The organism is Staphylococcus capitis subsp. capitis (assembly GCF_040739495.1).
In the GTDB taxonomy this organism is placed as follows: Bacteria; Bacillota; Bacilli; order Staphylococcales; family Staphylococcaceae; genus Staphylococcus; species Staphylococcus capitis.
Genome location: NZ_CP145263.1, coordinates 664,906 through 690,589, shown reverse-complemented (window position 1 = coordinate 690,589; position 25,684 = coordinate 664,906). Strand labels below are relative to the sequence as shown.

Genomic DNA, 25,684 nt, shown 5'->3' with positions numbered 1-25,684 from the left:
CTAATTTTTAAATTGTTGTTTTACAAATTCGAGTGCTGCTTGACCATCTCTAGTTAACTTAATGTATTCAGCGCCTTGTGTTTTAGCTAATTTTATACCTAATTTGTCAGTGTCTTGTTTAATATCTTCATAATTTGAGGCTACTTGTGGTGCTAATATAATTAATTGATATTCTTTCATAATATCCATATGTGCACCATAACCACCAGCCGCTGCTGTAACAGGTACACCGTATTCATCTGCTGCTTTATTCAAAGCATTAGCTAATAAACCACTTGTACCTCCTCCTGCGCATAATACTAAGACATTTGTTTGTTCAGTAATATTGCTGTCAGAATGATCTTGATTCACTTCTGGTTGTGAATCATGACTTTGCGAAGCTTCATTCGCTCCGGCAGTTGCTAAAATAGCATCAGCTTTTTTAGTATCAAAGTTAGCTGAAACTTTTTCTTTTAATTCATTATTAACTTCTTTATTACCTAACTCTTCTTCCAAAATCTGCTCATCATAAACCTTAACGAATGGATAATAAATAATGACATCTACTACGATTAAGACAATGGCTAATACAAATGACCAAAACGCAAAACCAGTACCCATCACGATACCTAGAGGACCTGGAGTAGTCCAAGGTAAGAAGATACTAAAACTATTCATATTCAGAACATCAACAAAAAATTTAAATATCCATACATTGACAATTGGCGCTAAAATAAATGGAATAAAGAACACTGGGTTTAATACTAAAGGCGCACCAAACAAGATAGGTTCATTTACACCAAAGAAAGTAGGAACTACTGAGGCACGTCCAATTGCTTTATTACGTTTAGACTTAGTTAGCCACATAAACATGAAAGGTACGACTAATGTTGCACCAGTACCTCCCATAGTTACAACAAACATTTGAGTACCAGGTGTAATGACTTTATCAGCATGTTCGCCTGCTTGAATTAAATGTAAGTTCGCTTCAAGGTTAGCGTAAGTAATTGCTGCAATGGCTGGTTCAACGATTGATGGTCCATGAATACCTACAAACCAGAAGAAAGCGAATGCACCAAAGATAATTGTCACTCCGACCCAACCATCAGCTGCTGTAAATAATGGTTCAAAGATTTTTAATACTGCGTTAGCTACATTGGTATGAATAAAGGCTCTAGCAATTAAATCTAACGCATAAAGAATAATGATTACTGCTGATAATGGGAATATATCTTTGAAAACTTGTGATATATTAGGTGGCACTTCTTTAGGCATTTTTATTGTAATATTATGTTTGATAAAGAAACTATAAACATTAACAGTTATAAACGCTGATAAGAAGGCTGTTAATAAGCCTTTTGTTCCCATGAAAGCACTTAAAAACCCTCCATCTTTTACAGGATCGGCTGCTAAGAACAAGAAACCACACATTGCAGCCATCATTGTTGAAATAAAGTTAATTTGATTCGTGCTTTCCAATCGTCGATTAAATGAATCAGTCAGTGATTTGGCTGTTGTCCCTGCTACAATGAAACCAACAATTCCCATCGTAAAGTTATAGGGTTTCATTAATATACCTTCCATTGTTTTACTCCAAGTAAATCCAAATACATTCGGTACATAAGTGACTAAAATAAATATACTTGAGAACAAGATAATAGGAATTGCTGCAATAAATCCATCACGAATCGCTCTCAAATAAATATTACGAGATATTTTTTCAAAGAACGGCTTTCCTTTTTCTATCCATGCTATTAACTTATTCATAAAGGTCAACTCTTTCTTTTATATAATTCGATTAAATGCTTCATTAGATCTTTTAATAAAATAGTAGTCATTAAATGATCTTGACCATGCATCATCGTTACACTATAAGCAATGTCGTCTCCTTGAGCTTCTTTTTGTAATAAACTAGTTTGAGCACGATGTGCATCAGCAATGCACTGATTACCCTCTTCTATTAAAGATTCGGCTTTATCATACTCTCCCTCTTGTGCGGCTGTTAATGCCTCTAAAAACTTAGACCGTGCATCTCCAGCGTAAGCAACAATTTCAAAACCTAATAATTGTACTTCTTCTCTATTCATGATGTGTCTGTCCCCTTTCGAGAATTAAACTCTCTCTTTCCATGATGTTGCAGTCGTTTCTAAAACTTTATTCAACTCGTCAATGTTTTTGAATCCTGTAGTACGAAGCCATTGTCTAGCCGCTTCTTCACCTTTTTCGATATATACTTGAACTGCGCCTGCCCAAGTAGCTCTACCACAAAGTACTCCATTGAATTGAGCTCCTGCGTCATGTGCAAATTTTAAAGTCTCTTAGAAAAGTTCAGCAGAAACGCCTGCACTTAAGTAAATATATGGTAATTTTGTTGAAGCGTCTTGGTCTTTAAAATGTTGTGCTGCTTCTTCTTTAGAATAAGCTACTTCTCCATCAGTGAATCCTTCAACATATTTCATATTTACTGGTACTTCTACTTTTAAGACATCAACATTAAAGCGATCTTCTGAGAATAGTTTCATCGCTTCATTTACTTTTCTTGGTTTCACTTTCGCAAATTCTAGACTACTATTATCTGGAATATTATCGTCATAAGTGAGAACTTCTAAGAAAAATGGAATATCTTCAGCTACACATTCAGATCCAATTCGTTCAATGTAAGCTTTCTTCTGAATATTAATTTCTTCTGCATCGTCGACGTCATAATAAAGCAAGAATTTAACGGCATTTGCACCTTGCTCTTTAAGTCGTTTAGCTGACCATTCTACTAAACGGTCAGGTAATCGACCTTTTGCGTTAACGTCATATCCTGTTTTTTCATAGGCAAGTAATAAACCACACTCTTTATTACGAGCTTCTGATGCAGGTAAACCATATTCAGGATCTAAAAGAATAGATGACGCGTATTGCGTTAACTCTTCTGATACTAAAACTTTTAATTGTTCAATTTGCTCAATTGTAGGTTCATCTGTTTGATGTTTTGCCATCATACGTTTTAACGCACCACGTTGGTCAAAAGCTAAAGCTGAGATGACACCTTTATCATTACTTAGATGTTCAATTGATGCCGTTTTTTGAGTTGTTTTTACCATGTTTTACACCTCTATAATTTCAATTTGGTCAAAGAGCTGAGAATAATTAGACATATTTACATAACCTGTTTGTGCCTCTTGAGCATTTAACATTCCTAAAGTGTTTGCCTTCTTAAGTAGATTCTCATCACTTTCATGATGAACAATTGCTGAAGCTATTCCTGCAACTGTTGAATCTCCAGAACCCACTGGATTAAGTACTTTAATCGAAGGAATGTTTACTTTATAAAATTGATTATTATGTTTAGCAAACGCACCATTCGCACCTAAAGAAACAATAATCCACTCAATACCTTTAAATAATTGATGATTTAAAGCTTTTTTCAGCTCTTCAGTTGATTCATTAAGTTCCGTAGAAATCAATTGTGATAATTCTTCAATATTTGGCTTTATCACTGTCGGTTTGTGATTATTTTGTAACGCTTCCTTTAATGTTTCTCCAGCACAATCCAGCACGACTGGTTTATCATTTTCACTACATATATCAATTATTTTTGAATAATAATTTGAATCTACACCTTTTGGTAAGCTCCCAGAAATAACAACCGATTTAGCTTTTGGTATTAGATCTTTTAAATGCTTCAAAAACCCTGTTGATTCATCCACAGTTATTGTTGGTCCTTGCTCCAAAATCTCTGTTTGGTTGCCATTATGCAATATAGCAATACAATTCCTAGTTTCACCTTTAATTTTGAAAAATGAATGTTTCACTTGATTGTGATTCAACTTTTCTGCTATAAAATCGCCTATTTTACCACCCAAAAAGCCAGTGGCAACAACTTGTTCATTGAGTTGTGATAACACCCTAGTTACATTGAGTCCCTTTCCACCAGCTGTCTTACTAACGTTTTGAACTCTATTAACTGTATCAATATGTAATTCATCCAATGGATAAGAGATATCTACCGAAGGATTTAATGTTAAAGTTAAAATCACGTTGTACTTCCTTAATCGTGATATTCGCCTTTATCCCACTTTTCTAAAAATTCATCAAAGAAATGTGGATCTTCTTGTTTAGCATTATGACTTTCAAGATGATTAATTTTTGTAATTAATTTTTTATTTTCTTCTGTTGGTTTATACTCAGCATTGATAAATGCTTCAATAATATCGCACATTAAAAGTTCGCCGATGATTTTACCACCAAAACCAATAACATTTGCATTTAATTCCTCTTTCGCATATAAAGCTGAAGTCATATCACGTACAAGTGCAGAACGAACGCCAGCAACTTTGTTAACCGCATTATTAATACCAACACCAGTACCGCAAATACATACACCTAAGTCAGCATTACCGTTTACAACTTCTTCTCCTACTTTTTTACCGAAAATAGGATAATGCGTACGTGTGAAGTCATATGTTCCAACATCAATAACTTCGTGTCCTTTTGACTTTAAAAACTGAGATACTTCCATTTTTGTATCAGTGACAATATGGTCACAACCTAAAGCAATTTTCATTTATTCTCCTCCTATTAGCACATTTTATTGAGCATATCTACGCGAATTTGGTGACGCCCACCATCGTAGTGTCCATTAACGAAACCTTTAACTACATTCTTAGCTAATGTGTCCCCAACAATTTCTGAACCTAGAGTAATCATTTTTGAATTATTATGGCCTCTAGTCATATATGCTGAACGTTCATCTGAAACTTCAGCTGCAATCATCCCTTTAATTTTTGTAGCAACTATAAAACTACCTGCACCATAAGCGTCGATGGCAATACCTAAATTGTCGTCAGACTTTTGAACTTCACGTGCAACAGATACTGTTGAATCTACAAAATCTAAATCTTTACCCTCAGTTACATCTAATACTTCGAAATCGTTCTCTTTCAAATAAACTTTAATTAAATCTTTAAGACGTTTACCATCTACATCAGAACCAATAATAATTGTCATTTTAAGTCTCCTTTTAAAATGATTTTGAAAGCAAACACATATCAATTAAGAAAAGCGCTTTCAATTACCTATGTTTAAATTATAAACACTATACAACAATAATTCAACATATATTGTTTGAACTTTGTTTATTTAATGTTTGTTTTCAAACATTTAGTGAACTTAGTGTTTATACTGGCTTTGTAAATCAACAAAAAAGAGCGGAAATGAAATCTCATTCTCAAAGAATGAATTCATTTACCGCTCTATAAAGGATAATTAATTAATAGATATTAAATTCTATATTTTAGTCAATGACCTCAACATATTTTTCAACTTGTTCTGTCTTTTCCGAATTATTATTATCCATTAATACCGCATTTAATTCTTTTAATTCACAGAAAGATGAAAAATCATCTTTTCCAATTTTTGAAGAATCAATAAGTAAATATTTCTCTATTGAATGTTTTAGAGCAAGTTGTTGGGTGTAAGCTTCATCTATTGAAGATGTCATCACTACACCATCTTTAACCCCATTACTACTAAAAAACATCTTACTAAATCTCAAGTTATTCAATAATTGATTCGTCATTTCTCCCACGAAAGCTTCAGTTAAATCTCTCATTTCTCCACCTAGCAGATACACTCTAAAATGTAAGCTCTGTTTATTCATGAGGATTTTAAAAACTGGTAAACAATTGGTGATAACAGTAAGTGAATGGTGGTGAATTTCTTCTGCCAATTTTTGCACAGTAGTACCTGGCCCTAAGAATATTGTGTCACCATTTTCTATAAGCTCTACTGCTTTTTTGGCGATATAGCGTTTCTCCTCAATGTAGTGCGTATGTTTTTCTTGGTGAGACATTTCTTTATATTGAAATGCAGAATTACTACGAGCTCCACCATGTATCTTAGTGAGAACGCCTTTCTCTTCTAACTCTGCTAAATCACGTCGAACAGTCATATCTGATACATTAAGACCTTCTACAATTTCATTTGTTCTAACCGTTCCTCTTTTGTTGATGAGTTTTGTAATTTCGTCGAGTCTATCATATTTATTCATATCTATATCCACTTCCTACGATTACATCATTTACAAACTTAATTTGTTTAAACTTTAAATTACTTTTCTTATGTCTTAATATAATTTTATAACATACATTAAATACTTTAAAATGATAAAGTAATATTTTATGTGAAGTTGTTGCTACTAAAAAATCATAACATGGAATCTATAATAATATCCCTGCTGTTATTTGAGATAAGAATTACAGATTTCCATTTATTATAAATAAATCAAAAAACTGAGGTGATTCAATGGAAAAGGAAATTCAACTATTAAAAAGTATTTTAGAAAGATCCAATAACATTGTGTTTTTTACAGGCGCGGGTGTTTCAGTAGCAAGTGGTATTCCAGATTTCCGCTCGATGGGAGGTCTATTTGATGAGATTTCAAAGGATGGTCAATCTCCTGAGTATTTACTAAGCGTAGATCATTTAAATGATGATAAAGAGAGTTTTATTGATTTTTATCATAAAAGATTATTAATAGCTGATAAAAAGCCAAATATTGTACATCAGTGGATTGCTGCTTTAGAACGTGAACACAAATCTTTAGGTGTTATTACTCAAAATATTGATGGCTTGCATTCAGATGCAGGAAGTCGTCATGTCGATGAGTTACACGGCACTTTAAATCGCTTTTACTGTATCAAATGCTACAATGAATACTCAAAATCTCAAGTGATGGAAAATCACATTCGATATTGTGAAAAATGTGGGCAAATTATAAGACCAGATATTGTATTATACGGAGAAATGTTGAATCAAAACACAGTATTCAGAGCTTTAGGAAAAATACAAAAAGCTGACACGCTAGTTGTTCTAGGTTCTTCACTTGTAGTACAACCAGCAGCAGGTTTCGTTTCAGAATTTAAAGGTGACAATTTAATAATAATCAATAGTGATCGCACACCATATGATCAAAGTGCTGACTTAGTCATACATGATGATATGACAGAAGTCGTCGAAAAGATCATGAAAAAATAGACCATATACAAGTAGCGTGAAACAATCATGCTATCTTTTTAATTTAATAATTAGTAACTAAAAATATAGAGAAGCTCGCTTAAAAATGAATATATAAAATAAAAAGTTATAAACGACAACACACGGATTCTAATTACTATTTCTATAACCAATAATCATTGAAAATAAAAAAACACTTCCCAAATAATGGGAAGTGTTTTTGTGCGTTCGCCAAAATTAACGTTTTGAGAATTGTGGAGAACGACGAGCTTTTTTAAGACCTGGTTTTTTACGTTCTTTCATACGTGGGTCACGAGTAAGTAATCCAGCGCGTTTTAAAGAACCTCTGTATTCAGGGTCAGCTTCTAATAAAGCACGAGCGATTCCGTGACGGATAGCTTGAGCTTGTCCAGTGAAACCACCACCGTGAACGTTTACTAAAACGTCATAGTTACCTTTAGTTTCAGTAACATCGAATGGTTGATTTAAGTCTAAGATTAATGATTCGAATGGTAAGTAGTCACGTACGTCACGGTTATTAACTGTAATGTTACCTTCGCCTGGTACTAAACGTACACGTGCTACTGAGTTTTTACGACGGCCTGTACCTTTATATTCAACTTGTGCCAATGTAATTTCCTCCTTCTAATTAACCACGTAACTCGTAGTTTTCTGGTTGTTGTGCAGCGTGTGGATGTTCAGCGCCACCATATACAAATAATTTTTTACCTTGTTTTTCACCTAAGCGTGAACTTGGTAACATACCTTTGATAGAAGTTTCTAATAAACGTTCTGGGTTTGTTCTTCTTAATTCACCAGCTGTGATTGATTTTAAACCACCTGGGTGATTTGAATGACGGTGATACATTTTATCTTGTTCTTTATTACCAGTGAATTCGATTTTTGAAGCGTTGATGATGATCACATAGTCACCAGTATCAACGTGTGGTGTATAAGTTACTTTATTTTTACCGCGTAAGATAGCAGCTACTTCAGATGATAAACGACCTAATGTTTGGCCTTCAGCATCAATAACATACCATTTGCGCTCAATGTTTGATTCATTTGCCATAAATGTTTGACGCATAATAATTGTCCTCCTAAAAATAAATGCTTCATTCTTAATTGTTTTGTTAATTGATCACATTCGAACCTATGATCAGAAAACGCACAATTTTAATATTTGTTACGATTTAAAAGCGTAAGATTTCATTTATTTTATTAACTGTTGTTCTACTTTGCTTATATATCTAGTAACACAATAAGTTTCCGGGGCTTATCGTGGGGTGATATAAAACAATACCGTTAATAATCTTATAATTTCACAATGCTTTTGTCAATGACATTCAGTCATTTTCCAATGATTTTTTAAGATGTATTTTAATATCATTTCCAAACTCTTCTGTTAAAGATTCTGGCGACAAATAAATCTTTTCTAAGTATAGTCCTTCTGCCGGAGCAGTAAAAGGCACATTGTTTCTATTTTTTTCTTCAAGTAGTTGCGGAACTTCGTCGGGTTGTCGCTTCCCTTTTCCCACCTCTATTAAAAATGCTACAAGAACACGAACCATGTTATAAAGAAATCCAGAACCAGTAACCACATAATCAAAACCTGTCTCAGTTTGAACCACTTCACTTTGGTATAACGTTCTTACTTTACTTTCCACTTCCGTTTTCTGAGAACAAAACCCCGTAAAGTCATGTGTACCAATAAAATGATGCGCAGCTTCATTCATTTTTGATAAATCTAAATCACTATTTATAAATGTTTCGAGACCACTTTTAAAGGGATTACGATGTTCTCCTTGATAAACTTTATAGCGATATCTCTTGCCGACACAATCATATCTACAATGAAAGTTTTCTTCTACTGTATGAACGTTTTTGACGTAAATATCATCAGGTAAAAAACGGTTCATCGCATATTGCCATTGTTGATTATCTATATTTAACTCAGTATCAAAATGGAAAAATTGTTGATACGCATGCACCCCTCTATCTGTACGACTGGTAGGATGAATTCGTACATGTCGTTTATGCATACGTTTTAAAATCTTTTCAAATTGTTGCTGTACAGTTCTTCCTTGTTGTTGGATTTGAAATCCTAAAAATTGATTACCCTGGTATGCTATTTCTACTAAAATTCGCAATGTCTACACTCCTGAGAACTTAATAATATATAGGATAATTGCAATTGGTATTAATGTTAATAAAGCAAATGTATCTCTTAGACGCCAATGTAATAACCTATAACTCGTACGTTTAACATTCATATCATATCCTCTAACTTCCATCGCTATTGCTAATTCTTCGGCTCTTTGGAAAGCAGAAATAAATAACGGAATCATTAAAGGGATGAATGCTTTTATTCTAGTTACTATGCTACCTGAACTTATTTCGGAACCTCTTGATTTCTGAGCTAAGATAATTTTTTCTAATTCATCCATTAACGTAGGAATAAATCTTAATGCAATGGACATCATCATGCTTAATTGATGCACTGGCACCTTAACTAGCTTTAGAGGTGATAATAATCTTTCAAATGCATCAGTCAAATCTATAGGGCTAGTAGATAATGTCATTATTGTCGCAATCATAACAATAAATATAAGTCTTAGAGAGATATAGATACCTTCAAGAACACCATCGGATTCTATTGTAAGGATTCCCCAATGAAAAAGTATCTTACCCCCATTAGTAAAGAAAATATGCATTAAAAAAGTAAATATTAAAAAGAAAAATATAGGCGTGAGACCTTTCATTAAAAACCCGAATGGTATTTTAGCTAATTTCATAAAAACAATTATAAGTAAAAATATCCATGCGTAAGTTCCAAACGAATGGCAAAAGAAAATATAGACTATAAACACAAAAACAAAGATAAGTTTTGCTCTAGGATCAAGATGATGTACAATCGAATGATTTGGGAGATAACGTCCAATGATTAATTTATTTTTCATTCTGCCACTCCCTATATAAACTCGCAAATTCTTCTTCGTTTAACGCTAATTTAGGTAAAGTAGTATTATACTTATATTCAAAGTCTTTTTGTAATTTTACTATGTTGGGCAAAGTAATATGCCAATCTTCTAATTGGCTTGTAGACCTAAATAACGCTCTCGGCTCTTTAGTTTCTACCACTCGCCCTTTATTTAGGACTATGACCTCGTCAGCATAACGTGCGACATCATTCATGTCATGTGAAACAAGAATGATTGTCTTATTTTCTTCTATTTGTATGCGTTTAATTAAAGACATGATTTGTTTTTTACTTTGTGGATCTAAACCTGCTGTCGGCTCATCTAAAATAATAACTTCAGGATTCATAGATAATATAGATACGATTGCTATTTTTCTCATTTGCCCGCCAGACATTTGAAAAGGAGAAAGAGACATAATATCTCTAGAAAAACCTAAATCTAATAATAATTGATAAGACTTTTCCTTTACCTTTTCTAAGTCCAATTTAAAATTTTTAGGGCCAAACTCTATTTCTTTTTCTACACTATCTTCAAATAATTGAGATTCAGGAAATTGGAAGACCATTCCTACCTTTTTACGAATAGGTCTTAAGTATTTATCTTTAGTTTTATGAGATATTTCTATTTCATCAAATGTAATAGACCCTTTTGTTGGTTTTAAAAGTGCATTGATATGCTGAATTAAAGTAGATTTGCCACTACCTGTTTGACCGACTATAGCATAATAATTACCTTGTTCAAATGTTAAATTGACATCTTCTATTGCATTATACTCATATGGTGTTCCTTTTTGATAAGTGTAGCTGACATTATTCATCTGTATAGTCATAACTTTTTGACCAACCCTTCGTAAGTAACAAATGACGAATCGAATCCTAATCGTTGATTTATTTTCATAGAGAAAGGTAAATCCAAACCTATAGCAGTAAGTTCATCTGTATATTTAAATATTTCTTGAGGGGACCCTTGTTTGAACACCGTTCCATTATTCATCACGATAACATTATCTGCTTCAATAACTTCATCTAAGTCATGCGTAATTGAAATAATCGTAACGTCATTATTCTCTTTAACTTCATGAACGAGTTTTAAAAGTGATGCCTTTGCATTAGGATCAAGCATTGTCGTCGCCTCATCTAAAATTATAACAGACGGGTTTAGTGCTAAAACTCCAGCTATAGCAACGCGTTGCTTCTGCCCTCCTGAGAGCGAATGTGGTTCATAATCAGCTTTATCTAACATATCTACTTCCGATAAGGAACGATCGACAATCTTTTGCATATCATCATGAGGTATGGCATGATTTTCAAGGCCAAATGCCACATCAAACTTTACTGTAGAACCAACAAATTGATTATCAGGATTTTGAAATACAATACCTATGTGATTTCTAACTTCTTGAATACTATTAATATCAATTTTTTTATTTTTAAATAGTATATGTCCTTCATTAGCTTTTTCAATTCCGACTATTAATTTAGCAATAGTTGATTTACCTGATCCATTGTGTCCAACAATTGAAGTCCATTTACCAGAAGGAATTGTAAAACTAACGTTATTTAATGTAAAAGCCGCATCACTTTGATACTGAAATGATACATTATTAAATTCAATGATATTATCAAGACTTTTCACATTAAACAACTCCTTAAACTCGAATATTGAATATTACTTTAAATATTTTACAATAATTCAATTTATCTGTATATCACATATGAGTTATTTACATCGAACTAAATAGGTATTAGATAAAAATAAAAAGCTGGGACATATAGCATTAAAAATGTCTCAGCTTAAATAAAAAAATAAGTGACTGATATTAAGTTCGAATGACTATAACCTCTATATAATATCAGTCTTATTTACTAAAATTGGACAACGAAATAGAGGTTAAAACTGAATTTTAGTCCAATTCAAATAAAAAAGCGCGCACCCCATCAAATTGTTGAGTTCACGCTTATAGAAAATATTTAGTTAGATGGGGTACTCTGAGCTAGACAATATTTGTATGTGGCAAACATTATCGTTGCACTCATTTGCTTTATATATAAGTAGTAAGTGTATTTATTAAGGTAAGGGTAAGGATAATGAAATCTAATTGTAAATTATCCTACCCTATTTAAATTATACTAATTCGATAATTACTGATTCAGCACCGTCACCGCGACGTGGGCCTACTTTAAGGATACGAGTGTAACCACCTTGACGTTCATTATAACGTTCAGCGATTTCACCGAATAATTTTTGAAGAGCAGTTTGCGTTGATTCATCTTCATTTAAGATTTCAACATTACGTAAAGTTTTAGCTGCATTACGACGAGAAGCTAAATCTCCTTTTTTACCTAAAGTGATTAATTTCTCTACAACACTGCGAACTTCTTTAGCACGAGCTTCTGTAGTTTCGATACGTTCACTTACGATAAGAGATGTCGCTAAGTCACGTAACATTGCTTTACGTTGATCAGAAGTACGACCTAATTTTCTGTAACCCATGAGTTAACCTCCTTTATCAATCTTCTTTTCTTAATCCTAATCCTAAATCTTCTAATTTATATTTAACTTCTTCTAGAGATTTACGACCTAAATTACGCACTTTCATCATGTCAGCTTCAGATTTATCAGCTAACTCTTGTACAGAATTGATTCCTGCGCGTTTTAAGCAGTTATATGAACGTACTGATAAGTCTAATTCTTCGATAGACATTTCAAGTACTTTTTCTTTTTGATCTTCTTCTTTTTCAATCATGATTTCAGCATTTTGAGCTTCATCAGTTAGACCTACAAAGATATTCAAGTGTTCAGTCATTATTTTAGCTGCTAATGATACTGACTCTTGTGGAGTGATTGAACCGTTAGTCCAAACATCTAAAGTTAATTTATCAAAATCACTACTTTGACCTACGCGTGTATTTTCTACAGTGTAGTTAACACGTTCTACAGGTGAATATAGTGAATCAACAGGAATTACACCAATTGGTAAATCACTAGTATTATTCTGTTCAGCTAATGCGTAACCTCTACCCTTATTAGCAACAAGACGCACTTTAAGATGTCCACCTTTAGACACTGTTGCGATTTTAAGTTCTGGATTTAAAATCTCAACATCGCTGTCGTGAGTAATGTCACTTGCAGTTACTTCGCCTTCATCTTTAACATCAATTTCTAGAGTTTTATCTTCTTCAGAGTAAATTTTTAATGCTAATTTTTTAATGTTCATAATAATTGTTGAAACATCTTCTACAACATTGTCTACTGCTGAAAATTCGTGTAAAACTCCTTCAATTTCGATGTACTTAACGGCTGCACCTGGTAATGAAGATAGTAGGATACGACGTAAGGAGTTTCCTAGTGTAGTACCGTAGCCACGCTCAAGTGGTTCAACAACGAACTTACCGAATTTAGCATCTTCACTAATTTCAATTGTCTCAATTCTAGGTTTTTCAATTTCTATCATTTACAAATATCCTCCTTAAATACGTCGACTAGATTTAAACTGTTTGCTCAGTGACCTGTAACAATACAATCATAAATTAGACGCGACGACGTTTTGGTGGACGACAACCGTTGTGAGGTACTGGAGTAACGTCTCTAATTGCAGTTACTTCTAATCCTGCAGATTGTAATGCACGGATAGCTGATTCACGGCCAGGGCCAGGTCCTTTAACTGTTACTTCAACAGTTTTTAAACCATGCTCCATAGCTGATTTAGAAGCTGTTTCTGAAGCCATTTGTGCTGCGAATGGTGTTGATTTTTTTGATCCTTTGAATCCTAATGCACCAGCTGATGACCAAGATAATGCATTACCGAATTCATCAGTGATAGTTACGATAGTATTATTGAATGTTGAACGGATATGAGCTACACCGTTTTCAATATTCTTTTTCACTCTACGTTTACGAGATACTTGTTTACGTGCCATTATTTTTTGCCTCCTTTACCTATTATTTTTTCTTATTAGCTACTGTTTTAACTGGGCCTTTACGAGTACGTGCGTTGTTTTTAGTTTTTTGACCACGAACTGGTAAGCCACGACGGTGACGAATTCCACGGTATGATGAAATTTCCATTAAACGTTTGATGTTTAAGTTTTGTTCACGACGTAAGTCACCTTCTACTTTGTAGCTATCTACAACTTCACGGATACGACCTAATTCGTCATCAGTTAAATCTTTAACGCGAGTATCTGCTGATACGTTAGCTTCTTCAACAATTTTGTTAGCAGTTGAAGTACCGATACCATAAACGTATGTTAATGAGATAACAATGCGTTTTTCACGTGGGATATCCACTCCTGCAATACGTGCCATATTAATTTACACCTCTCTTTTATTAACCTTGTCTTTGTTTGTGCTTAGGATTATCACAAATTACCATTACTTTACCTTTACGTTTAATGACTTTGCATTTTTCGCAAATTGGTTTTACTGATGGTCTTACTTTCATTTTTATACCTCCCTATATTATGGAGTGACGATTATTTATAACGATAAGTAATTCTACCGCGTGATAAATCATACGGAGACATCTCAACAGTTACTTTGTCGCCAGGTAGAATACGAATGTAATTCATTCTGATTTTACCACTTACGTGCGCTAAAATCTCATGACCATTTTCTAATTCTACTTTAAACATTGCATTTGGTAAAGTATCTAATACAGTACCTTCTAATTCAATTACATCTTGTTTAGCCATTGATTAACTTCCCCCTTTTTGCAATAGTAAGGTAATCGTCAATAGACAACTTAACGATACGAATCTATTCGTGACTAATTAATATAAGTTTAACAAAAATACGGGAATTAAAAATCGTTATTTGTCACTCATTTTATTAAATTTTACTCAAATATTCACTAAGCAATAGACCGTATAGTGTTGATCTATTATAAATGATCTAAGATATCAATGACATCGTTGGTTACTTCTTCAATATCTTTTGAACCATCAATGTTTTTCAAGACACCTTTTTCATTGTAATACTCTAAAATAGGTTTAGATTGTTTTACATTAACGCTCAAACGATTTGATACTGTTTCTGGATTGTCATCTTCTCGTTGATATAACTTTCCACCATCGATATCGCAAATACCGTCAACTTTTGGAGGATTAAATACAAGATGATAAGTTGTACCACATTTCTCACAAATACGACGACCTGTAAGACGATTCATAAGTTCTTCCTCAGGAACTTCGATATTGATAACTGCATCAATTTCTCTATCAAGCTCAGACATAATACTATTTAATGCCTCAGCTTGTTCGATAGTTCGAGGGAATCCATCTAGTAAGAATCCTTTTTTTGCATCGTCTTCAGAAATTCTTTCTTTAACGATACCTACAGTAACTTCATCAGGAACTAATTCTCCACGATCCATATATGATTTAGCTTCTTTACCTAAATTAGTTTCATCTTTAATCGCTTTTCTGAACATGTCACCAGTAGAAATATGTGGTATTGGGAATTTCTTAACAATTTCACTCGCTTGAGTTCCTTTACCTGCGCCAGGTAAACCCATTAAAATGATATTCATAAGTGCCCTCCTACAAATTATCTACCACCAAAGCCTTTGTACTCTTTTTGAGTCACTTGAGCTTCTAATGTCTTCATAGTTTCAATAGCTACCCCGATAACAATTAATAAGCTCGTACCACCAATTTGAATTGATTGTGGTAAGCCCATAAATTTAGTTGCTACTATAGGTAAAATAGCTATAACTGCTAGGAATATAGAACCTACAAATGTCAGTCTGTAAAGAACTTTAGTAATATATTTTTTGGTTTGTTCACCAGGTCTTATACCTGGGACATAACTACCTTGCTTTTTAAGGTTATCAGCCATCTTTTCAGGATTAACTTGAACAAATGCATAAAAATATGCAAAAGCAATAATTAATACAATATAAACGATCATTCCAATATTACTTGATGGATTGGCAGTGTCCGCAATATTCTGTGCCCATTCAGCTTTAGGGAAGAATAAAGTCAACGTTCTTGGTAATAAGAAAAACGCCATCGCAAAGATTACTGGAATAACCCCGGCTGAGTTAACTTTTAAAGGTAGATAAGTTGCTTGTGTACCTAATCGTTGAGTAGATTGTTTCTTTGCATATTGAATTGGAATTTTACGCTTAGCTTCAAGTACGAATATAGCACCAACCGTTAGTAAGATTAATGCTACGATTAAGCCAGCAATTTTTAACCATGCTAGTGAAGTATCATCTTGACCAACAAATAAAGATTGGCCAAATTGTTCTATACTAGATGGCAATGTAGATAAAATCCCAGCAAAGATGATAAGAGAAATACCATTACCAACACCAAACTGAGTGATTTGGTCACCAAGCCAAATTAAGAAAGCTGTTCCTGCTGTTAAAACAACTGCAATCAATAAATAACTCATAATTGATTTATCCATAATCAATTTGCCACCAAGATAATTGTTAAATTGGAAAGCCATGCCTATTGATTGGATAAAAGCTAGAATAATAGCGAAATAACGTGTTACATTATTAATTTTTCTTCGACCCATTTCACCTTGCTTAGCCCATTCAGAGAACTTAGGCACAATATCCATTTGCAATAATTGCATTACAATGGATGCGGTGATATAGGGCATAATACCCATCGCAAAGATAGAGAAACGTTTCAAGGCACCGCCACCAAAAGTATTTAATAACTCAGTGGCACCTTGAGAACCCTGCGGATGGTTAAATGCTTCAGGATTTACACCTGGAGCAGGAATATACGTTCCTATTTTAAAAATTACTAACATTGCTAGAGTGAAGAAAATCTTGTTACGCACTTCTTTAGTTGTAAAGAAACGCACAAGCGTTTGAAACATTAGATCACCTCGTGTGCTCCACCTTTAGCATCAATAGCTTCTGCTGCTGAAGCTGAGAATTTATGAGCTTTCACTGTTAATTTCTTATCAAGTGAACCATTACCTAGTACTTTAATACCAGATTTTTCATTCTTAACTACACCAGATTCTACCAATAAAGCTGGAGTTACTTCAGTACCATCTTCAAATTTATTAAGTTGGTCTAAGTTAACAATAGCATATTCTTTACGGTTAATGTTAGTGAAACCACGTTTAGGTAAACGACGGAATAGAGGTAATTGTCCACCTTCAAATCCTGGTCTTACTTTACCACCTGAACGTGCTTTTTGACCTTTTTGACCACGGCCACTAGTTTTACCGTTACCAGTTGCAGCACCACGACCTACACGGTTACGTACACGACGTGATCCTTCAGCTGCTTTTAACTCATGTAATTTCATTTCGGCACCTCCTTAATTATTTTTCTTCAATTGTTAATAAATGTTTAACTTTGTTGATTTGCCCACGGATAGCAGGGTTATCTTCAACAACTACTGAACTATTAGTTTTTTTAAGACCTAATGCTTCAACAGTTTTACGTTGTGTTTCAGGACGACCAATAACACTACGAGTGAGGGTAATTTGTAATTTAGCCATAACTTATTTTCCCTCCTTAATTGTATAATTCTTCTACAGATTTGCCACGTAATTTAGCAACATCTTCTGCATTTTTTAAGTTTTGTAAACCATTGATTGTCGCACGAACCATATTAATTGGAGTATTTGATCCTAATGATTTACTTAAGATATCAGTGATTCCAGCTAACTCTAATACGGCACGAACAGGTCCACCAGCGATTACCCCAGTACCAGGTGCAGCTGGTTTCATTAATACGCTACCTGAACCATAGCGACCAGTAATAGTGTGAGGAGTTGTACCTTCAACACGTGGAACAACTACTAAATCTTTTTTAGCTGCTTCTACAGCTTTTTTGATAGCTTCAGGTACCTCTTGAGCTTTACCAGTACCGAAACCTACACGACCATTTTTATCACCTACAACCACTAATGCAGTGAAACGGAAACGACGACCACCTTTTACTACTTTAGCAACACGGTTTATCGTAACAACGCGTTCTTCAAATTCTTTAGTTTCTTCTTCTCTACGAGCCATGAATGTGTCCCTCCTTTAAATTAAAATTCTAATCCGCTTTCTCTAGCAGCATCTGCTAATGCTTTAACACGTCCGTGGTATAAATAACCTCCACGGTCGAATACGATTTCTTTAATACCTTTATCGTTTGCTTTTTTAGCAATTGTTTGACCTACTTTAGTTGATAAATCAACTTTAGACGCAGATTCGTTTGCAATGTCTTTATCTTGTGATGAAGCTTGAGCTAAAGTTTCGCCTTTAACATCATCAATAATTTGAGCGTAGATGTGTTTGTTTGAACGATACACATTTAAACGTGGCTTTTCAGCTGTACCTGATAATTTAGTACGAACACGAGCATGTCTTTTCAAACGTACTTTATTTTTATCAATTTTACTGATCATTTCAATACTCCTTTCTTTAGAGTGTTATCTATTATTTACCAGTTTTACCTTCTTTACGGCGAACATATTCACCTTGGTAACGAATACCTTTACCTTTATAAGGTTCTGGAGGTCTTACTGAACGGATGTTAGATGCAATCGCACCAACTTGTTCTTTAGAAACACCAGATACTTTAACAGTTGTGTTTTTCTCAACAGCAAAAGTAATACCGTCTTCAGCTTTAATTTCAACTGGGTGAGAATAACCAACATTTAGTACTAAGTCATTACCTTGCATTTGCGCACGGTAACCGACACCAACAAGTTCAAGTGATTTTTCGAAACCTTGAGAAACACCTAGTACCATATTATTTAATAAAGCACGAGTTGTACCATGGTCTGTTCTATCTTCTTTAGAATCAGAAGGTCTTACAACTTCGATTGTGTTTTCTTCTTGTTTGAATGTCATTCTTTCATTTAAAGTTTTTTCTAATTCACCTTTTGGACCTTTAACAGTTACATGATTATTATCAAAAGTTACTGTTACGTCACTAGGAATGTTAATAATTTTCTTACCAACACGACTCATGTTATGGCACCTCCTTATTAATTAATTACCAAACGTACGCGATAATTTCTCCACCTACGTTACGTTTTCTAGCTTCTTTATCAGTGATAACACCTTCAGAAGTTGAGACTAATGCAATACCTAAACCGTTTAATACTTTAGGTACTTCGTTAGCTTTAGCATATACACGTAAACCAGGTTTAGAGATACGTTTTAATCCTGTGATAACACGTTCATTGTTTTGACCATATTTTAAGAATAAACGAATAACACCTTGTTTATCGTCTTCTACGTATTCAACGTTTTTAATGAAACCTTCATTTTTTAAGATTTCAGCGATTTCTTTTTTAATATTAGATGCAGGTAATTCTAACTTCTCGTGACGAACCATGTTTGCATTTCTAACACGAGTAAGCATATCTGCGATTGGATCTGTCATTGTCATTGATTGTTGCCTCCTTTCAGACTCTTAATTATTACCAGCTAGCTTTACGTACGCCAGGAATTTGGCCTTTGTAAGCTAATTCACGGAAACAAATACGGCATAATTTAAATTTACGATATACAGAATGTGGACGACCACAGCGTTCACAACGAGTATATTCACGTACAGCGAATTTTTGTTTTTTTTGTTGCTTAGCAACCATTGAAGTTTTAGCCACTTAATTAGCCTCCTTTTTAGAGATTATTTACGAAATGGCATACCGAAGTTTGATAATAACTCACGAGCTTCCTCGTCAGTATTAGCAGTTGTTACGATAACAATATCCATTCCTCTAACTTTACTTACTTTATCATAATCAATTTCAGGGAAAATTAATTGTTCTTTAACACCTAAAGTGTAGTTACCGCGTCCATCAAAAGCTGTTTTAGAAACGCCTTGGAAGTCACGTACACGAGGTAATGATACTGCAATAAGTTTATCTAAGAATTCATACATTCTTTCACCGCGAAGTGTTACTTTAGCACCGATTGGCATACCTTCACGTAAACGGAATGTTGCAACTGATTTTTTTGCTTTAGTTACTAATGGTTTTTGACCAGTAATTAATTCTAACTCTTCTACAGCATTATCTAATACTTTAGAGTTTTGAACTGCGTCACCTACACCCATGTTCACTACGATTTTTTCGATTTTAGGTACTTCCATTACTGAACTATAGTTGAATTTTTTAACTAAGTTCTCAGTAACTTCAGAGTTATACTTTTCTTTTAAACGGTTCAAAGTGGATCCTCCTTTCAACTAGTTATTAATTATTAGATTTGATTTCTTCGCCTGATTTTTTAGCGACGCGAACTTTTTTACCATCAACAATTTTGTATCCTACTCTTGTAGGTTCGTTTGTTTTAGGGTCTAATAATTGTACGTTAGAAACATGGATTGCTGCCTCTGTTTCTAAGATTCCACCTTCAGGATTTAATTGAGTTGGTTTTTGGTGTTTTTTAATTACGTTAACACCTTCCACAACGACACGGTCTTTTTTAGGTTCAGTCGCTACAACTTTACCTTCTTTACCTTTGTCTTTACCTGCGATAACTTTTACGTTGTCACCTTTTTTGATATGCATGTGGGCACCTCCTTAAATAGTATGATTGGTAATTTTTGTATTATAGTACTTCTGGTGCTAATGATACGATTTTCATGAAGTTACCTTCACGTAGTTCACGAGCAACAGGACCAAAGATACGAGTACCACGTGGGCCTTTGTCATCACGGATGATAACACATGCATTTTCATCAAATTTGATATATGAACCGTCGTTACGGCGAACACCTGATTTAGTACGAACTACAACAGCTTTTACAACGTCTCCTTTTTTAACAACGCCACCTGGTGTTGCATTTTTAACAGTACATACGATGATATCACCGATATTCGCTGTTTTGCGACCAGATCCACCTAATACTTTAATTGTAAGAACTTCACGAGCACCAGAGTTGTCTGCTACTTTTAAACGTGTTTCTTGTTGGATCATTCGTTAAACCTCCCTTATCTCTAATCTTGATTAAATAATTACTGACTCTTCAACAATTTCTACTAAACGAAAACGTTTTGTTGCTGATAAAGGACGAGTTTCTTGAATTTTAACAATGTCTCCTAATTTAGCTGAATTGTTTTCATCATGAGTTTTGTATTTTTTAGAGTATTTTACTCGTTTACCGTATAATTTGTGAGTTTTGTAAGTTTCTACAAGAACTGTAATAGTTTTGTCCATTTTGTCTGAAACAACTCTACCTACATAAACTTTACGATCGTTTCTTTCGCTCACTTTCGTAACCTCCTCTTTCAATTATTATTGATTAGCCTTACTTTGTTCAATTTCTCTTTCACGAGCAACAGTTTTTAGACGTGCAATCGTTTTTCTTACTGTGCGAATACGTGCAGTTTCTTCTAATTGACCTGTAGCTAACTGAAAGCGTAGGTTAAAAAGCTCTTCTTTTGAAGATTTGATTTGTTCTTCGATTTCTGAAGTGGTTAAGTCTCTAATTTCCTTAGCTTTCATTTGTTTCACCACCCAATTCTTCACGTTTTACAAACTTAGTTTTTACTGGAAGTTTGTGACTTGCTAAACGTAATGCTTCACGTGCAACTTCTTCAGATACACCAGCTACTTCGAATAAGATTCTACCAGGTTTAACGACTGCAATCCAGCCTTCAACCGCACCTTTACCGGCACCCATACGTACTTCTAAAGGTTTTTTAGTATACGGTGTATGAGGGAAGATTTTAATCCAAACTTTCCCGCCACGTTTCATGTAACGTGTCATTGCAATACGAGCAGATTCGATTTGACGAGATGTGATCCAAGACGTTGTAGTTGCTTGTAAACCATACTCACCAAATGTTACGTAGTTACCGCCTTTAGAACGACCAGTTGTTTTTGGACGATGTTGACGACGATATTTTACACGTTTTGGTAGTAACATTATTATTTTCCTCCTTCACTAGTGTTCTTAGTAGGAAGAACTTCTCCACGATAAATCCATACTTTAACGCCTAATTTACCATAAGTAGTGTCGGCTTCAGCGTGTGCGTAATCGATGTCAGCACGTAAAGTATGAAGTGGAACAGTTCCTTCTGAATATTGTTCAGCACGAGCGATGTCAGCTCCGCCTAAACGACCTGATACTTGAGTTTTGATACCTTTAGCACCAAGTTTCATAGCTCTTGTGATAGCTTGTTTTTGTACACGACGGAATGAAGCACGATTTTCTAATTGACGTGCGATATTTTCAGCTACTAAACGAGCATCAATATCAACTTTTTTGATTTCAATTACGTTAATGTGTACTTTTTTATCTGTTAAAGCGTTTAATTTATTACGAAGTTTTTCAATTTCTGAACCGCCTTTACCAATTACCATACCTGGTTTACCAGTGTGAATAGCAATGTTGATACGGTTAGCAGCACGTTCAATGTCTACATGAGAAACTGATGCTTCTTTAAGTTCTTTATCAATAAATTTACGGATTTTTAAATCTTCGTGTAATAATGAAGCGAAGTCTTTTTCAGCATACCATTTCGCTTCCCAGTCACGGATAACTCCGACACGAAGTCCGATTGGATTAATTTTTTGACCCACAGTATTCCCTCCTTAGAAAGTTATTAAGCTTCTTTAGCTTCTTCTTTACCGTCACTTACGACGATTGTAATGTGGCTTGTACGTTTATTAATTGCACTTGCACGACCTTGTGCACGTGGGCGGAAACGTTTTAAAGTTGGTCCTTCATTTGCATATGCCTCTTTGATAACTAATTCATCAGTGTTCATGTCATAGTTATGCTCTGCATTTGCTAAAGCGGACATTAATACTTTTTCGATTACTGGTGATGAAGCTTTGTTAGTTAATTTTAAAATAGCAATAGCTTCAGCAGCATTTTTACCTCTGATTAAGTCAAGAACTAATCTTACTTTACGAGGTGCGATTCTTATTGTTCTAGCAACCGCTTTTGCTTCCATTAGGATTTCCTCCTCTACTTATTAAAATTATCTTCTAGTTTTCTTGTCGTCTGCAGCATGTCCTTTAAATGTACGAGTAGGAGCAAATTCACCTAATTTGTGACCTACCATATCTTCTGTTACATATACAGGTACATGTTTACGTCCATCGTGTACTGCAAAAGTATGACCGATGAAGTTAGGGAAAATTGTAGAACGACGAGACCATGTTTTAATTACTTGTTTCTTTTCACTTCCGTCTTGTGCTTCTACTTTTTTCATTAAGTGATCATCGACGAAAGGTCCTTTTTTAATACTACGAGCCATTTGGGCGCCTCCCTTCTTATTGTGTGCGTGCAGCTTTTAAGCCGCACACCCAAATAAGTTGTTATTATTATTTTCTCTTACGTCCACGAACGATAAGTTTGTCTGATGATTTTTTACCACGACGTGTTTTCTTACCAAGAGTTGGTTTACCCCATGGTGACATTGGAGATGGTCTACCGATTGGTGCACGACCTTCACCACCACCGTGTGGGTGATCGTTAGGGTTCATAACAGAACCACGAACTGTTGGGCGAACGCCTTTCCATCTAGAACGTCCAGCTTTACCAACGTTAACAAGTTCATGTTGTAAGTTACCAACTTGACCGATAGTAGCACGGCAAGTAGATAAGATCATACGTACTTCACCAGATCTTAATCTGATTAATACATATTTACCTTCTTTACCTAATACTTGTGAGCTAGCACCAGCTGAACGAGCAAGTTGTCCACCTTTTCCTGGTTTTAACTCAATGTTATGAATTACAGTACCAACTGGAATGTCTTGTAGTGGTAAAGCATTACCTACTTTAATATCAGCTTCTGAACCACTTTCAACAGTTTGACCTACTTGTAATCCTTTAGGTGCGATGATATAGCGTTTTTCACCATCAGCATATACTAATAAAGCAATGTTTGCTGAACGGTTTGGATCATATTGAATTGAATCTACTTTAGCAGTGATTCCATCTTTATTACGTTTGAAATCGATAACACGGTATTGACGTTTATGTCCTCCACCATGATGGCGAACAGTCAATTTACCTTGGTTGTTACGTCCCGCTCTTTTCGGTAGCGGTTGTAATAATGACTTTTCAGGTGTTGTCTTTGTGATTTCTGCGAAATCCAAAGTAGTCATATTACGACGACCATTTGTTATTGGCTTATATTTTTTAAGAGCCATTGTCGCTTACCTCCTTATTGGTAATTTATTTTTAGTTAAATAAGTCGATTGAACCTTCTTTTAATTTAACAATCGCTTTTCTTCTTTTATTTGTATAGCCTTGATAACGGCCCATACGTTTTTTCTTAGGTTTATAGTTCATGATATTAACACTTTCAACTTTTACATCGAAGATTTCTTCTACAGCAATTTTGACTTGTGTTTTATTAACACGAGTATCAACGTCGAAAGTATATTTATCTTCTGCCATAGCTTCTGAAGATTTCTCAGTGATTACGGGGCGCTTAAGAATATCTCTTGCTTCCATTATCCGAGCACCTCCTCAACTTTTTTAGCAGCAGCTTCAGTGATTACTACACTGTCAGCGCTTGTAATATCTAAAACGTTTAATCCTTGTGCAGTTGAAACTTGTACTCCAGGGATGTTACGTGCTGATAATTCAACATTTACATCTTCGTCTTCAGTAACAACTAAAACTTTTTTTGGTTGTTCAAGAGTAGATAAAACATTTTTGAATTCTTTTGTTTTTGGAGCGTCAAAACCGAAAGAATCAACAACTGTAAATCCATTTTCTTGAACTTTGAAAGATAATGCAGAACGTAAAGCTAAACGACGCATTTTCTTAGGCATTTTGTATGAATAACTTCTTGGAGTTGGTCCGAATACGATACCACCACCGCGCCATTGTGGAGCACGGATTGTACCTTGACGTGCACGACCTGTTCCTTTTTGTCTCCATGGTTTACGTCCGCCACCACGTACAGCTGAACGATTTTTAACAGCGTGTGTACCTTGGCGTAATGACGCACGTTGTAAGTTAATAGCTTCGAAAAGAACGCTATTATTAGGTTCAATAGCGAATACTGAATCGCTTAATTCAACTGAACCAGATTTAGATCCGTCTACTTTTAAAACATCATAATTAGCCATTATGCAATTTCCTCCTTTCGCTTCTTGAATTATTTATTACCTTTTTTAATTGAAGTTGTGATTTCTACTAAGCCTTTTTTAGGTCCAGGTACGTTACCTTTAACTAAAATTACGCTATTGTCAGTGTCTACTTGAACGACTTCTAAGTTTTGAACAGTTACAGTGTTTCCACCCATGCGACCTGGCATTTTTTGTCCTTTAAATACTCTTGAAGCGTCTGAAGCCATACCTACAGAACCTGGTGCTCTGTGGAAATGAGAACCGTGACCCATTGGTCCACGTGCTTGACCATGACGTTTGATAGCACCTTGGAAACCTTTACCTTTTGAAACACCTGTAACATCAATGATGTCACCAGTTTCAAATGTATCAACTGAGACTTCTTGACCTACTTCGTATTCGTCAACGTTAACGTTGCGGAATTCACGAATGAAGCGCTTAGGTGCTGTGTCAGCTTTTTTAGCGTGACCTTCAGCTGGCTTATTTGCATATTTATTAGATTTAGAACCTTTTTTATATGCTTGTTTGTCTTCAAATCCAACTTGGATTGCGTTGTAACCGTCAACTTCTTCAGTTTTCTTTTGTAATACAACGTTTTGGCTTGCTTCTACTACTGTTACTGGGATTAATTCACCGTTTTCACCGAAAACTTGTGTCATCCCGATTTTTCTTCCTAAGATTCCTTTGGTCATCGAAA

At 34.6% G+C, this 25,684-nt stretch carries 41 protein-coding genes and 1 pseudogene; 1 reads left to right on the top strand and 41 read right to left on the bottom strand.

What is annotated here, in order from left to right:
* The 7 genes and pseudogenes from V6C74_RS03440 to V6C74_RS03410 all read right to left on the bottom strand — a co-directional run bounded on the left by V6C74_RS03440 (position 1) and on the right by V6C74_RS03410 (position 6,019).
* Positions 1–1,746, bottom strand: a complete 1,746-nt coding sequence (locus V6C74_RS03440; RefSeq protein WP_016898635.1) for a lactose-specific PTS transporter subunit EIIC — start codon at positions 1,744–1,746, stop codon at positions 1–3.
* A gap of 5 nt (positions 1,747–1,751) precedes the next feature.
* Positions 1,752–2,066, bottom strand: a complete 315-nt coding sequence (gene lacF, locus V6C74_RS03435; RefSeq protein ID WP_002432608.1) for a PTS lactose transporter subunit IIA — start codon at positions 2,064–2,066, stop codon at positions 1,752–1,754.
* 24 nt (positions 2,067–2,090) lie between these two features.
* Positions 2,091–3,071, bottom strand: a pseudogene (gene lacD / locus V6C74_RS03430) (tagatose-bisphosphate aldolase).
* A 3-nt stretch (positions 3,072–3,074) separates the two neighbouring features.
* The gene (lacC, locus tag V6C74_RS03425; protein WP_002453775.1) at positions 3,075–4,007 is read right to left on the bottom strand and encodes a tagatose-6-phosphate kinase; all 933 of its coding nucleotides are present in this window, start codon (positions 4,005–4,007) and stop codon (positions 3,075–3,077) included.
* Positions 4,008–4,018: 11 nt separating this feature from the next.
* Positions 4,019–4,534, bottom strand: coding sequence for a galactose-6-phosphate isomerase subunit LacB (gene lacB / locus V6C74_RS03420; protein WP_002453776.1), 516 nt, complete (start codon positions 4,532–4,534; stop codon positions 4,019–4,021).
* 14 nt (positions 4,535–4,548) lie between these two features.
* Positions 4,549–4,977 (bottom strand): galactose-6-phosphate isomerase subunit LacA, encoded by a 429-nt coding sequence (lacA, locus tag V6C74_RS03415; RefSeq protein WP_002432864.1) that lies wholly within the window; start codon positions 4,975–4,977, stop codon positions 4,549–4,551.
* Positions 4,978–5,263: 286 nt separating this feature from the next.
* Positions 5,264–6,019 carry a DeoR/GlpR family DNA-binding transcription regulator gene (locus tag V6C74_RS03410; protein WP_002453777.1) on the bottom strand — a complete coding sequence of 252 codons (756 nt, stop codon included), beginning with the start codon at positions 6,017–6,019 and terminating at the stop codon, positions 5,264–5,266.
* Positions 6,020–6,273: 254 nt separating this feature from the next.
* Here V6C74_RS03410 and V6C74_RS03405 point away from each other — a divergent pair, with 254 nt between their 5' ends.
* Complete coding sequence (locus tag V6C74_RS03405; protein ID WP_002453778.1) at positions 6,274–7,005, top strand: NAD-dependent protein deacylase; 732 nt, start codon at positions 6,274–6,276, stop codon at positions 7,003–7,005.
* Positions 7,006–7,221: 216 nt separating this feature from the next.
* On the opposite strand, the gene rpsI is transcribed toward V6C74_RS03405, so the two are convergent.
* From rpsI to rplC, 34 genes are all read right to left on the bottom strand, one after another.
* Positions 7,222–7,614: a 30S ribosomal protein S9 gene (rpsI, locus tag V6C74_RS03400; RefSeq protein WP_002443706.1), complete on the bottom strand. Its 393-nt coding sequence runs from the start codon at positions 7,612–7,614 to the stop codon at positions 7,222–7,224.
* 19 nt (positions 7,615–7,633) lie between these two features.
* Positions 7,634–8,071, bottom strand: a complete 438-nt coding sequence (gene rplM / locus V6C74_RS03395) for a 50S ribosomal protein L13 (protein WP_002432528.1) — start codon at positions 8,069–8,071, stop codon at positions 7,634–7,636.
* Positions 8,072–8,330: 259 nt separating this feature from the next.
* Positions 8,331–9,134: a tRNA pseudouridine(38-40) synthase TruA gene (gene truA / locus V6C74_RS03390; protein ID WP_002453779.1), complete on the bottom strand. Its 804-nt coding sequence runs from the start codon at positions 9,132–9,134 to the stop codon at positions 8,331–8,333.
* Between the two features lie 3 nt (positions 9,135–9,137).
* On the bottom strand, positions 9,138–9,944 hold the full coding sequence (locus V6C74_RS03385) for an energy-coupling factor transporter transmembrane protein EcfT (protein ID WP_002453780.1): 807 nt from the start codon (positions 9,942–9,944) through the stop codon (positions 9,138–9,140).
* Positions 9,934–10,794 (bottom strand): energy-coupling factor transporter ATPase, encoded by an 861-nt coding sequence (locus V6C74_RS03380; RefSeq protein WP_002453781.1) that lies wholly within the window; start codon positions 10,792–10,794, stop codon positions 9,934–9,936. The genes V6C74_RS03385 and V6C74_RS03380 overlap by 11 nt, the downstream gene beginning before the upstream one ends.
* Positions 10,791–11,600 carry an energy-coupling factor transporter ATPase gene (locus V6C74_RS03375; RefSeq protein ID WP_002453782.1) on the bottom strand — a complete coding sequence of 270 codons (810 nt, stop codon included), beginning with the start codon at positions 11,598–11,600 and terminating at the stop codon, positions 10,791–10,793. The genes V6C74_RS03380 and V6C74_RS03375 overlap by 4 nt, the downstream gene beginning before the upstream one ends.
* 489 nt (positions 11,601–12,089) lie before the next feature.
* The gene (gene rplQ, locus V6C74_RS03370; protein ID WP_002432926.1) at positions 12,090–12,458 is read right to left on the bottom strand and encodes a 50S ribosomal protein L17; all 369 of its coding nucleotides are present in this window, start codon (positions 12,456–12,458) and stop codon (positions 12,090–12,092) included.
* Positions 12,459–12,474: 16 nt separating this feature from the next.
* Positions 12,475–13,419, bottom strand: coding sequence for a DNA-directed RNA polymerase subunit alpha (locus V6C74_RS03365; RefSeq protein ID WP_002453783.1), 945 nt, complete (start codon positions 13,417–13,419; stop codon positions 12,475–12,477).
* A 76-nt stretch (positions 13,420–13,495) separates the two neighbouring features.
* Positions 13,496–13,885: a 30S ribosomal protein S11 gene (gene rpsK, locus V6C74_RS03360; RefSeq protein WP_000101625.1), complete on the bottom strand. Its 390-nt coding sequence runs from the start codon at positions 13,883–13,885 to the stop codon at positions 13,496–13,498.
* Between the two features lie 22 nt (positions 13,886–13,907).
* Positions 13,908–14,273, bottom strand: a complete 366-nt coding sequence (gene rpsM / locus V6C74_RS03355) for a 30S ribosomal protein S13 (RefSeq protein WP_002432712.1) — start codon at positions 14,271–14,273, stop codon at positions 13,908–13,910.
* Between the two features lie 22 nt (positions 14,274–14,295).
* Positions 14,296–14,409, bottom strand: coding sequence for a 50S ribosomal protein L36 (gene rpmJ / locus V6C74_RS03350; protein WP_001829709.1), 114 nt, complete (start codon positions 14,407–14,409; stop codon positions 14,296–14,298).
* A 31-nt stretch (positions 14,410–14,440) separates the two neighbouring features.
* Positions 14,441–14,659 (bottom strand): translation initiation factor IF-1, encoded by a 219-nt coding sequence (infA, locus tag V6C74_RS03345; RefSeq protein WP_001829792.1) that lies wholly within the window; start codon positions 14,657–14,659, stop codon positions 14,441–14,443.
* Positions 14,660–14,847: 188 nt separating this feature from the next.
* On the bottom strand, positions 14,848–15,495 hold the full coding sequence (locus tag V6C74_RS03340) for an adenylate kinase (protein WP_002453784.1): 648 nt from the start codon (positions 15,493–15,495) through the stop codon (positions 14,848–14,850).
* A 17-nt stretch (positions 15,496–15,512) separates the two neighbouring features.
* Positions 15,513–16,805, bottom strand: a complete 1,293-nt coding sequence (secY, locus tag V6C74_RS03335; protein ID WP_002432720.1) for a preprotein translocase subunit SecY — start codon at positions 16,803–16,805, stop codon at positions 15,513–15,515.
* Positions 16,805–17,245: a 50S ribosomal protein L15 gene (gene rplO, locus V6C74_RS03330; RefSeq protein WP_001829796.1), complete on the bottom strand. Its 441-nt coding sequence runs from the start codon at positions 17,243–17,245 to the stop codon at positions 16,805–16,807. Before rplO ends, secY begins: the two co-directional genes overlap by 1 nt.
* A gap of 16 nt (positions 17,246–17,261) precedes the next feature.
* Entirely contained in the window at positions 17,262–17,441 is a 180-nt protein-coding gene (gene rpmD, locus V6C74_RS03325; RefSeq protein ID WP_002432330.1) for a 50S ribosomal protein L30, read from the bottom strand.
* Between the two features lie 16 nt (positions 17,442–17,457).
* Complete coding sequence (gene rpsE / locus V6C74_RS03320; protein WP_002453785.1) at positions 17,458–17,958, bottom strand: 30S ribosomal protein S5; 501 nt, start codon at positions 17,956–17,958, stop codon at positions 17,458–17,460.
* Positions 17,959–17,978: 20 nt separating this feature from the next.
* The gene (rplR, locus tag V6C74_RS03315) at positions 17,979–18,341 is read right to left on the bottom strand and encodes a 50S ribosomal protein L18 (protein ID WP_002432656.1); all 363 of its coding nucleotides are present in this window, start codon (positions 18,339–18,341) and stop codon (positions 17,979–17,981) included.
* A gap of 31 nt (positions 18,342–18,372) precedes the next feature.
* Positions 18,373–18,909, bottom strand: coding sequence for a 50S ribosomal protein L6 (gene rplF, locus V6C74_RS03310; RefSeq protein WP_002453786.1), 537 nt, complete (start codon positions 18,907–18,909; stop codon positions 18,373–18,375).
* A 25-nt stretch (positions 18,910–18,934) separates the two neighbouring features.
* The gene (gene rpsH, locus V6C74_RS03305) at positions 18,935–19,333 is read right to left on the bottom strand and encodes a 30S ribosomal protein S8 (RefSeq protein ID WP_002432853.1); all 399 of its coding nucleotides are present in this window, start codon (positions 19,331–19,333) and stop codon (positions 18,935–18,937) included.
* Between the two features lie 31 nt (positions 19,334–19,364).
* Positions 19,365–19,550, bottom strand: a complete 186-nt coding sequence (locus V6C74_RS03300; protein ID WP_001829713.1) for a type Z 30S ribosomal protein S14 — start codon at positions 19,548–19,550, stop codon at positions 19,365–19,367.
* A gap of 23 nt (positions 19,551–19,573) precedes the next feature.
* Positions 19,574–20,113: a 50S ribosomal protein L5 gene (gene rplE / locus V6C74_RS03295; RefSeq protein WP_002432757.1), complete on the bottom strand. Its 540-nt coding sequence runs from the start codon at positions 20,111–20,113 to the stop codon at positions 19,574–19,576.
* Positions 20,114–20,138: 25 nt separating this feature from the next.
* Entirely contained in the window at positions 20,139–20,456 is a 318-nt protein-coding gene (rplX, locus tag V6C74_RS03290) for a 50S ribosomal protein L24 (protein ID WP_002432326.1), read from the bottom strand.
* Between the two features lie 40 nt (positions 20,457–20,496).
* A complete protein-coding gene (rplN, locus tag V6C74_RS03285) occupies positions 20,497–20,865 on the bottom strand; it encodes a 50S ribosomal protein L14 (protein WP_002432661.1) in 369 nt (122 codons plus the stop codon).
* Positions 20,866–20,895: 30 nt separating this feature from the next.
* The gene (gene rpsQ / locus V6C74_RS03280) at positions 20,896–21,159 is read right to left on the bottom strand and encodes a 30S ribosomal protein S17 (RefSeq protein WP_002432741.1); all 264 of its coding nucleotides are present in this window, start codon (positions 21,157–21,159) and stop codon (positions 20,896–20,898) included.
* Between the two features lie 24 nt (positions 21,160–21,183).
* Positions 21,184–21,393, bottom strand: a complete 210-nt coding sequence (gene rpmC / locus V6C74_RS03275) for a 50S ribosomal protein L29 (RefSeq protein ID WP_000644737.1) — start codon at positions 21,391–21,393, stop codon at positions 21,184–21,186.
* On the bottom strand, positions 21,383–21,817 hold the full coding sequence (rplP, locus tag V6C74_RS03270; RefSeq protein WP_002432945.1) for a 50S ribosomal protein L16: 435 nt from the start codon (positions 21,815–21,817) through the stop codon (positions 21,383–21,385). Before rplP ends, rpmC begins: the two co-directional genes overlap by 11 nt.
* Positions 21,818–21,819: 2 nt before the next feature.
* On the bottom strand, positions 21,820–22,473 hold the full coding sequence (gene rpsC / locus V6C74_RS03265) for a 30S ribosomal protein S3 (protein WP_002432339.1): 654 nt from the start codon (positions 22,471–22,473) through the stop codon (positions 21,820–21,822).
* A gap of 23 nt (positions 22,474–22,496) precedes the next feature.
* Entirely contained in the window at positions 22,497–22,850 is a 354-nt protein-coding gene (gene rplV / locus V6C74_RS03260) for a 50S ribosomal protein L22 (RefSeq protein ID WP_002432623.1), read from the bottom strand.
* Between the two features lie 27 nt (positions 22,851–22,877).
* Positions 22,878–23,156, bottom strand: a complete 279-nt coding sequence (rpsS, locus tag V6C74_RS03255; protein WP_002453787.1) for a 30S ribosomal protein S19 — start codon at positions 23,154–23,156, stop codon at positions 22,878–22,880.
* 67 nt (positions 23,157–23,223) lie between these two features.
* On the bottom strand, positions 23,224–24,057 hold the full coding sequence (rplB, locus tag V6C74_RS03250; protein ID WP_002432890.1) for a 50S ribosomal protein L2: 834 nt from the start codon (positions 24,055–24,057) through the stop codon (positions 23,224–23,226).
* A gap of 31 nt (positions 24,058–24,088) precedes the next feature.
* The gene (rplW, locus tag V6C74_RS03245) at positions 24,089–24,364 is read right to left on the bottom strand and encodes a 50S ribosomal protein L23 (RefSeq protein ID WP_002432715.1); all 276 of its coding nucleotides are present in this window, start codon (positions 24,362–24,364) and stop codon (positions 24,089–24,091) included.
* Positions 24,364–24,987 (bottom strand): 50S ribosomal protein L4, encoded by a 624-nt coding sequence (rplD, locus tag V6C74_RS03240; protein WP_002432772.1) that lies wholly within the window; start codon positions 24,985–24,987, stop codon positions 24,364–24,366. The genes rplW and rplD overlap by 1 nt, the downstream gene beginning before the upstream one ends.
* Before the next feature lie 29 nt (positions 24,988–25,016).
* Positions 25,017–25,679, bottom strand: a complete 663-nt coding sequence (gene rplC, locus V6C74_RS03235) for a 50S ribosomal protein L3 (RefSeq protein WP_002453788.1) — start codon at positions 25,677–25,679, stop codon at positions 25,017–25,019.
* Between the last annotated feature and the right edge of the window lie 5 nt (positions 25,680–25,684).

What these genes read in the sequence shown, in the direction of transcription:
- rplP (WP_002432945.1), bottom strand. Translation starts at nt 21,817, where the DNA reads ATGTTACTACCAAAACGTGTAAAATATCGTCGTCAACATCGTCCAAAA.
- rplD (WP_002432772.1), bottom strand. Translation starts at nt 24,987, where the DNA reads ATGGCTAATTATGATGTTTTAAAAGTAGACGGATCTAAATCTGGTTCA.
- lacB (WP_002453776.1), bottom strand. Translation starts at nt 4,534, where the DNA reads ATGAAAATTGCTTTAGGTTGTGACCATATTGTCACTGATACAAAAATG.
- rplR (WP_002432656.1), bottom strand. Translation starts at nt 18,341, where the DNA reads ATGATCAGTAAAATTGATAAAAATAAAGTACGTTTGAAAAGACATGCT.
- secY (WP_002432720.1), bottom strand. Translation starts at nt 16,805, where the DNA reads ATGTTTCAAACGCTTGTGCGTTTCTTTACAACTAAAGAAGTGCGTAAC.
- V6C74_RS03405 (WP_002453778.1), top strand. Translation starts at nt 6,274, where the DNA reads ATGGAAAAGGAAATTCAACTATTAAAAAGTATTTTAGAAAGATCCAAT.
- rplB (WP_002432890.1), bottom strand. Translation starts at nt 24,057, where the DNA reads ATGGCTCTTAAAAAATATAAGCCAATAACAAATGGTCGTCGTAATATG.
- V6C74_RS03410 (WP_002453777.1), bottom strand. Translation starts at nt 6,019, where the DNA reads ATGAATAAATATGATAGACTCGACGAAATTACAAAACTCATCAACAAA.
- infA (WP_001829792.1), bottom strand. Translation starts at nt 14,659, where the DNA reads ATGGCTAAACAAGATGTAATTGAATTAGAAGGTACTGTATTAGATACT.
- rplX (WP_002432326.1), bottom strand. Translation starts at nt 20,456, where the DNA reads ATGCATATCAAAAAAGGTGACAACGTAAAAGTTATCGCAGGTAAAGAC.
- rplF (WP_002453786.1), bottom strand. Translation starts at nt 18,909, where the DNA reads ATGAGTCGTGTTGGTAAGAAAATTATTAACATTCCTAGTGACGTAACA.
- V6C74_RS03385 (WP_002453780.1), bottom strand. Translation starts at nt 9,944, where the DNA reads ATGAAAAATAAATTAATCATTGGACGTTATCTCCCAAATCATTCGATT.
- rplV (WP_002432623.1), bottom strand. Translation starts at nt 22,850, where the DNA reads ATGGAAGCAAAAGCGGTTGCTAGAACAATAAGAATCGCACCTCGTAAA.
- rplO (WP_001829796.1), bottom strand. Translation starts at nt 17,245, where the DNA reads ATGAAATTACATGAGTTAAAAGCAGCTGAAGGATCACGTCGTGTACGT.
- V6C74_RS03380 (WP_002453781.1), bottom strand. Translation starts at nt 10,794, where the DNA reads ATGACTATACAGATGAATAATGTCAGCTACACTTATCAAAAAGGAACA.
- rpmD (WP_002432330.1), bottom strand. Translation starts at nt 17,441, where the DNA reads ATGGCTAAATTACAAATTACCCTCACTCGTAGTGTTATTGGTCGTCCT.
- rpsE (WP_002453785.1), bottom strand. Translation starts at nt 17,958, where the DNA reads ATGGCTCGTAGAGAAGAAGAAACTAAAGAATTTGAAGAACGCGTTGTT.
- rpmJ (WP_001829709.1), bottom strand. Translation starts at nt 14,409, where the DNA reads ATGAAAGTAAGACCATCAGTAAAACCAATTTGCGAAAAATGCAAAGTC.
- rpsH (WP_002432853.1), bottom strand. Translation starts at nt 19,333, where the DNA reads ATGACAATGACAGATCCAATCGCAGATATGCTTACTCGTGTTAGAAAT.
- rplW (WP_002432715.1), bottom strand. Translation starts at nt 24,364, where the DNA reads ATGGAAGCAAGAGATATTCTTAAGCGCCCCGTAATCACTGAGAAATCT.
- rplN (WP_002432661.1), bottom strand. Translation starts at nt 20,865, where the DNA reads ATGATCCAACAAGAAACACGTTTAAAAGTAGCAGACAACTCTGGTGCT.
- rpsS (WP_002453787.1), bottom strand. Translation starts at nt 23,156, where the DNA reads ATGGCTCGTAGTATTAAAAAAGGACCTTTCGTCGATGATCACTTAATG.
- V6C74_RS03440 (WP_016898635.1), bottom strand. Translation starts at nt 1,746, where the DNA reads ATGAATAAGTTAATAGCATGGATAGAAAAAGGAAAGCCGTTCTTTGAA.
- rpsM (WP_002432712.1), bottom strand. Translation starts at nt 14,273, where the DNA reads ATGGCACGTATTGCAGGAGTGGATATCCCACGTGAAAAACGCATTGTT.
- lacA (WP_002432864.1), bottom strand. Translation starts at nt 4,977, where the DNA reads ATGACAATTATTATTGGTTCTGATGTAGATGGTAAACGTCTTAAAGAT.
- rpsK (WP_000101625.1), bottom strand. Translation starts at nt 13,885, where the DNA reads ATGGCACGTAAACAAGTATCTCGTAAACGTAGAGTGAAAAAGAATATT.
- V6C74_RS03365 (WP_002453783.1), bottom strand. Translation starts at nt 13,419, where the DNA reads ATGATAGAAATTGAAAAACCTAGAATTGAGACAATTGAAATTAGTGAA.
- rpmC (WP_000644737.1), bottom strand. Translation starts at nt 21,393, where the DNA reads ATGAAAGCTAAGGAAATTAGAGACTTAACCACTTCAGAAATCGAAGAA.
- lacF (WP_002432608.1), bottom strand. Translation starts at nt 2,066, where the DNA reads ATGAATAGAGAAGAAGTACAATTATTAGGTTTTGAAATTGTTGCTTAC.
- rplQ (WP_002432926.1), bottom strand. Translation starts at nt 12,458, where the DNA reads ATGGGTTACAGAAAATTAGGTCGTACTTCTGATCAACGTAAAGCAATG.
- rplM (WP_002432528.1), bottom strand. Translation starts at nt 8,071, where the DNA reads ATGCGTCAAACATTTATGGCAAATGAATCAAACATTGAGCGCAAATGG.
- V6C74_RS03340 (WP_002453784.1), bottom strand. Translation starts at nt 15,495, where the DNA reads ATGAATATCATTTTAATGGGTTTACCTGGCGCAGGTAAAGGAACTCAA.
- rplC (WP_002453788.1), bottom strand. Translation starts at nt 25,679, where the DNA reads ATGACCAAAGGAATCTTAGGAAGAAAAATCGGGATGACACAAGTTTTC.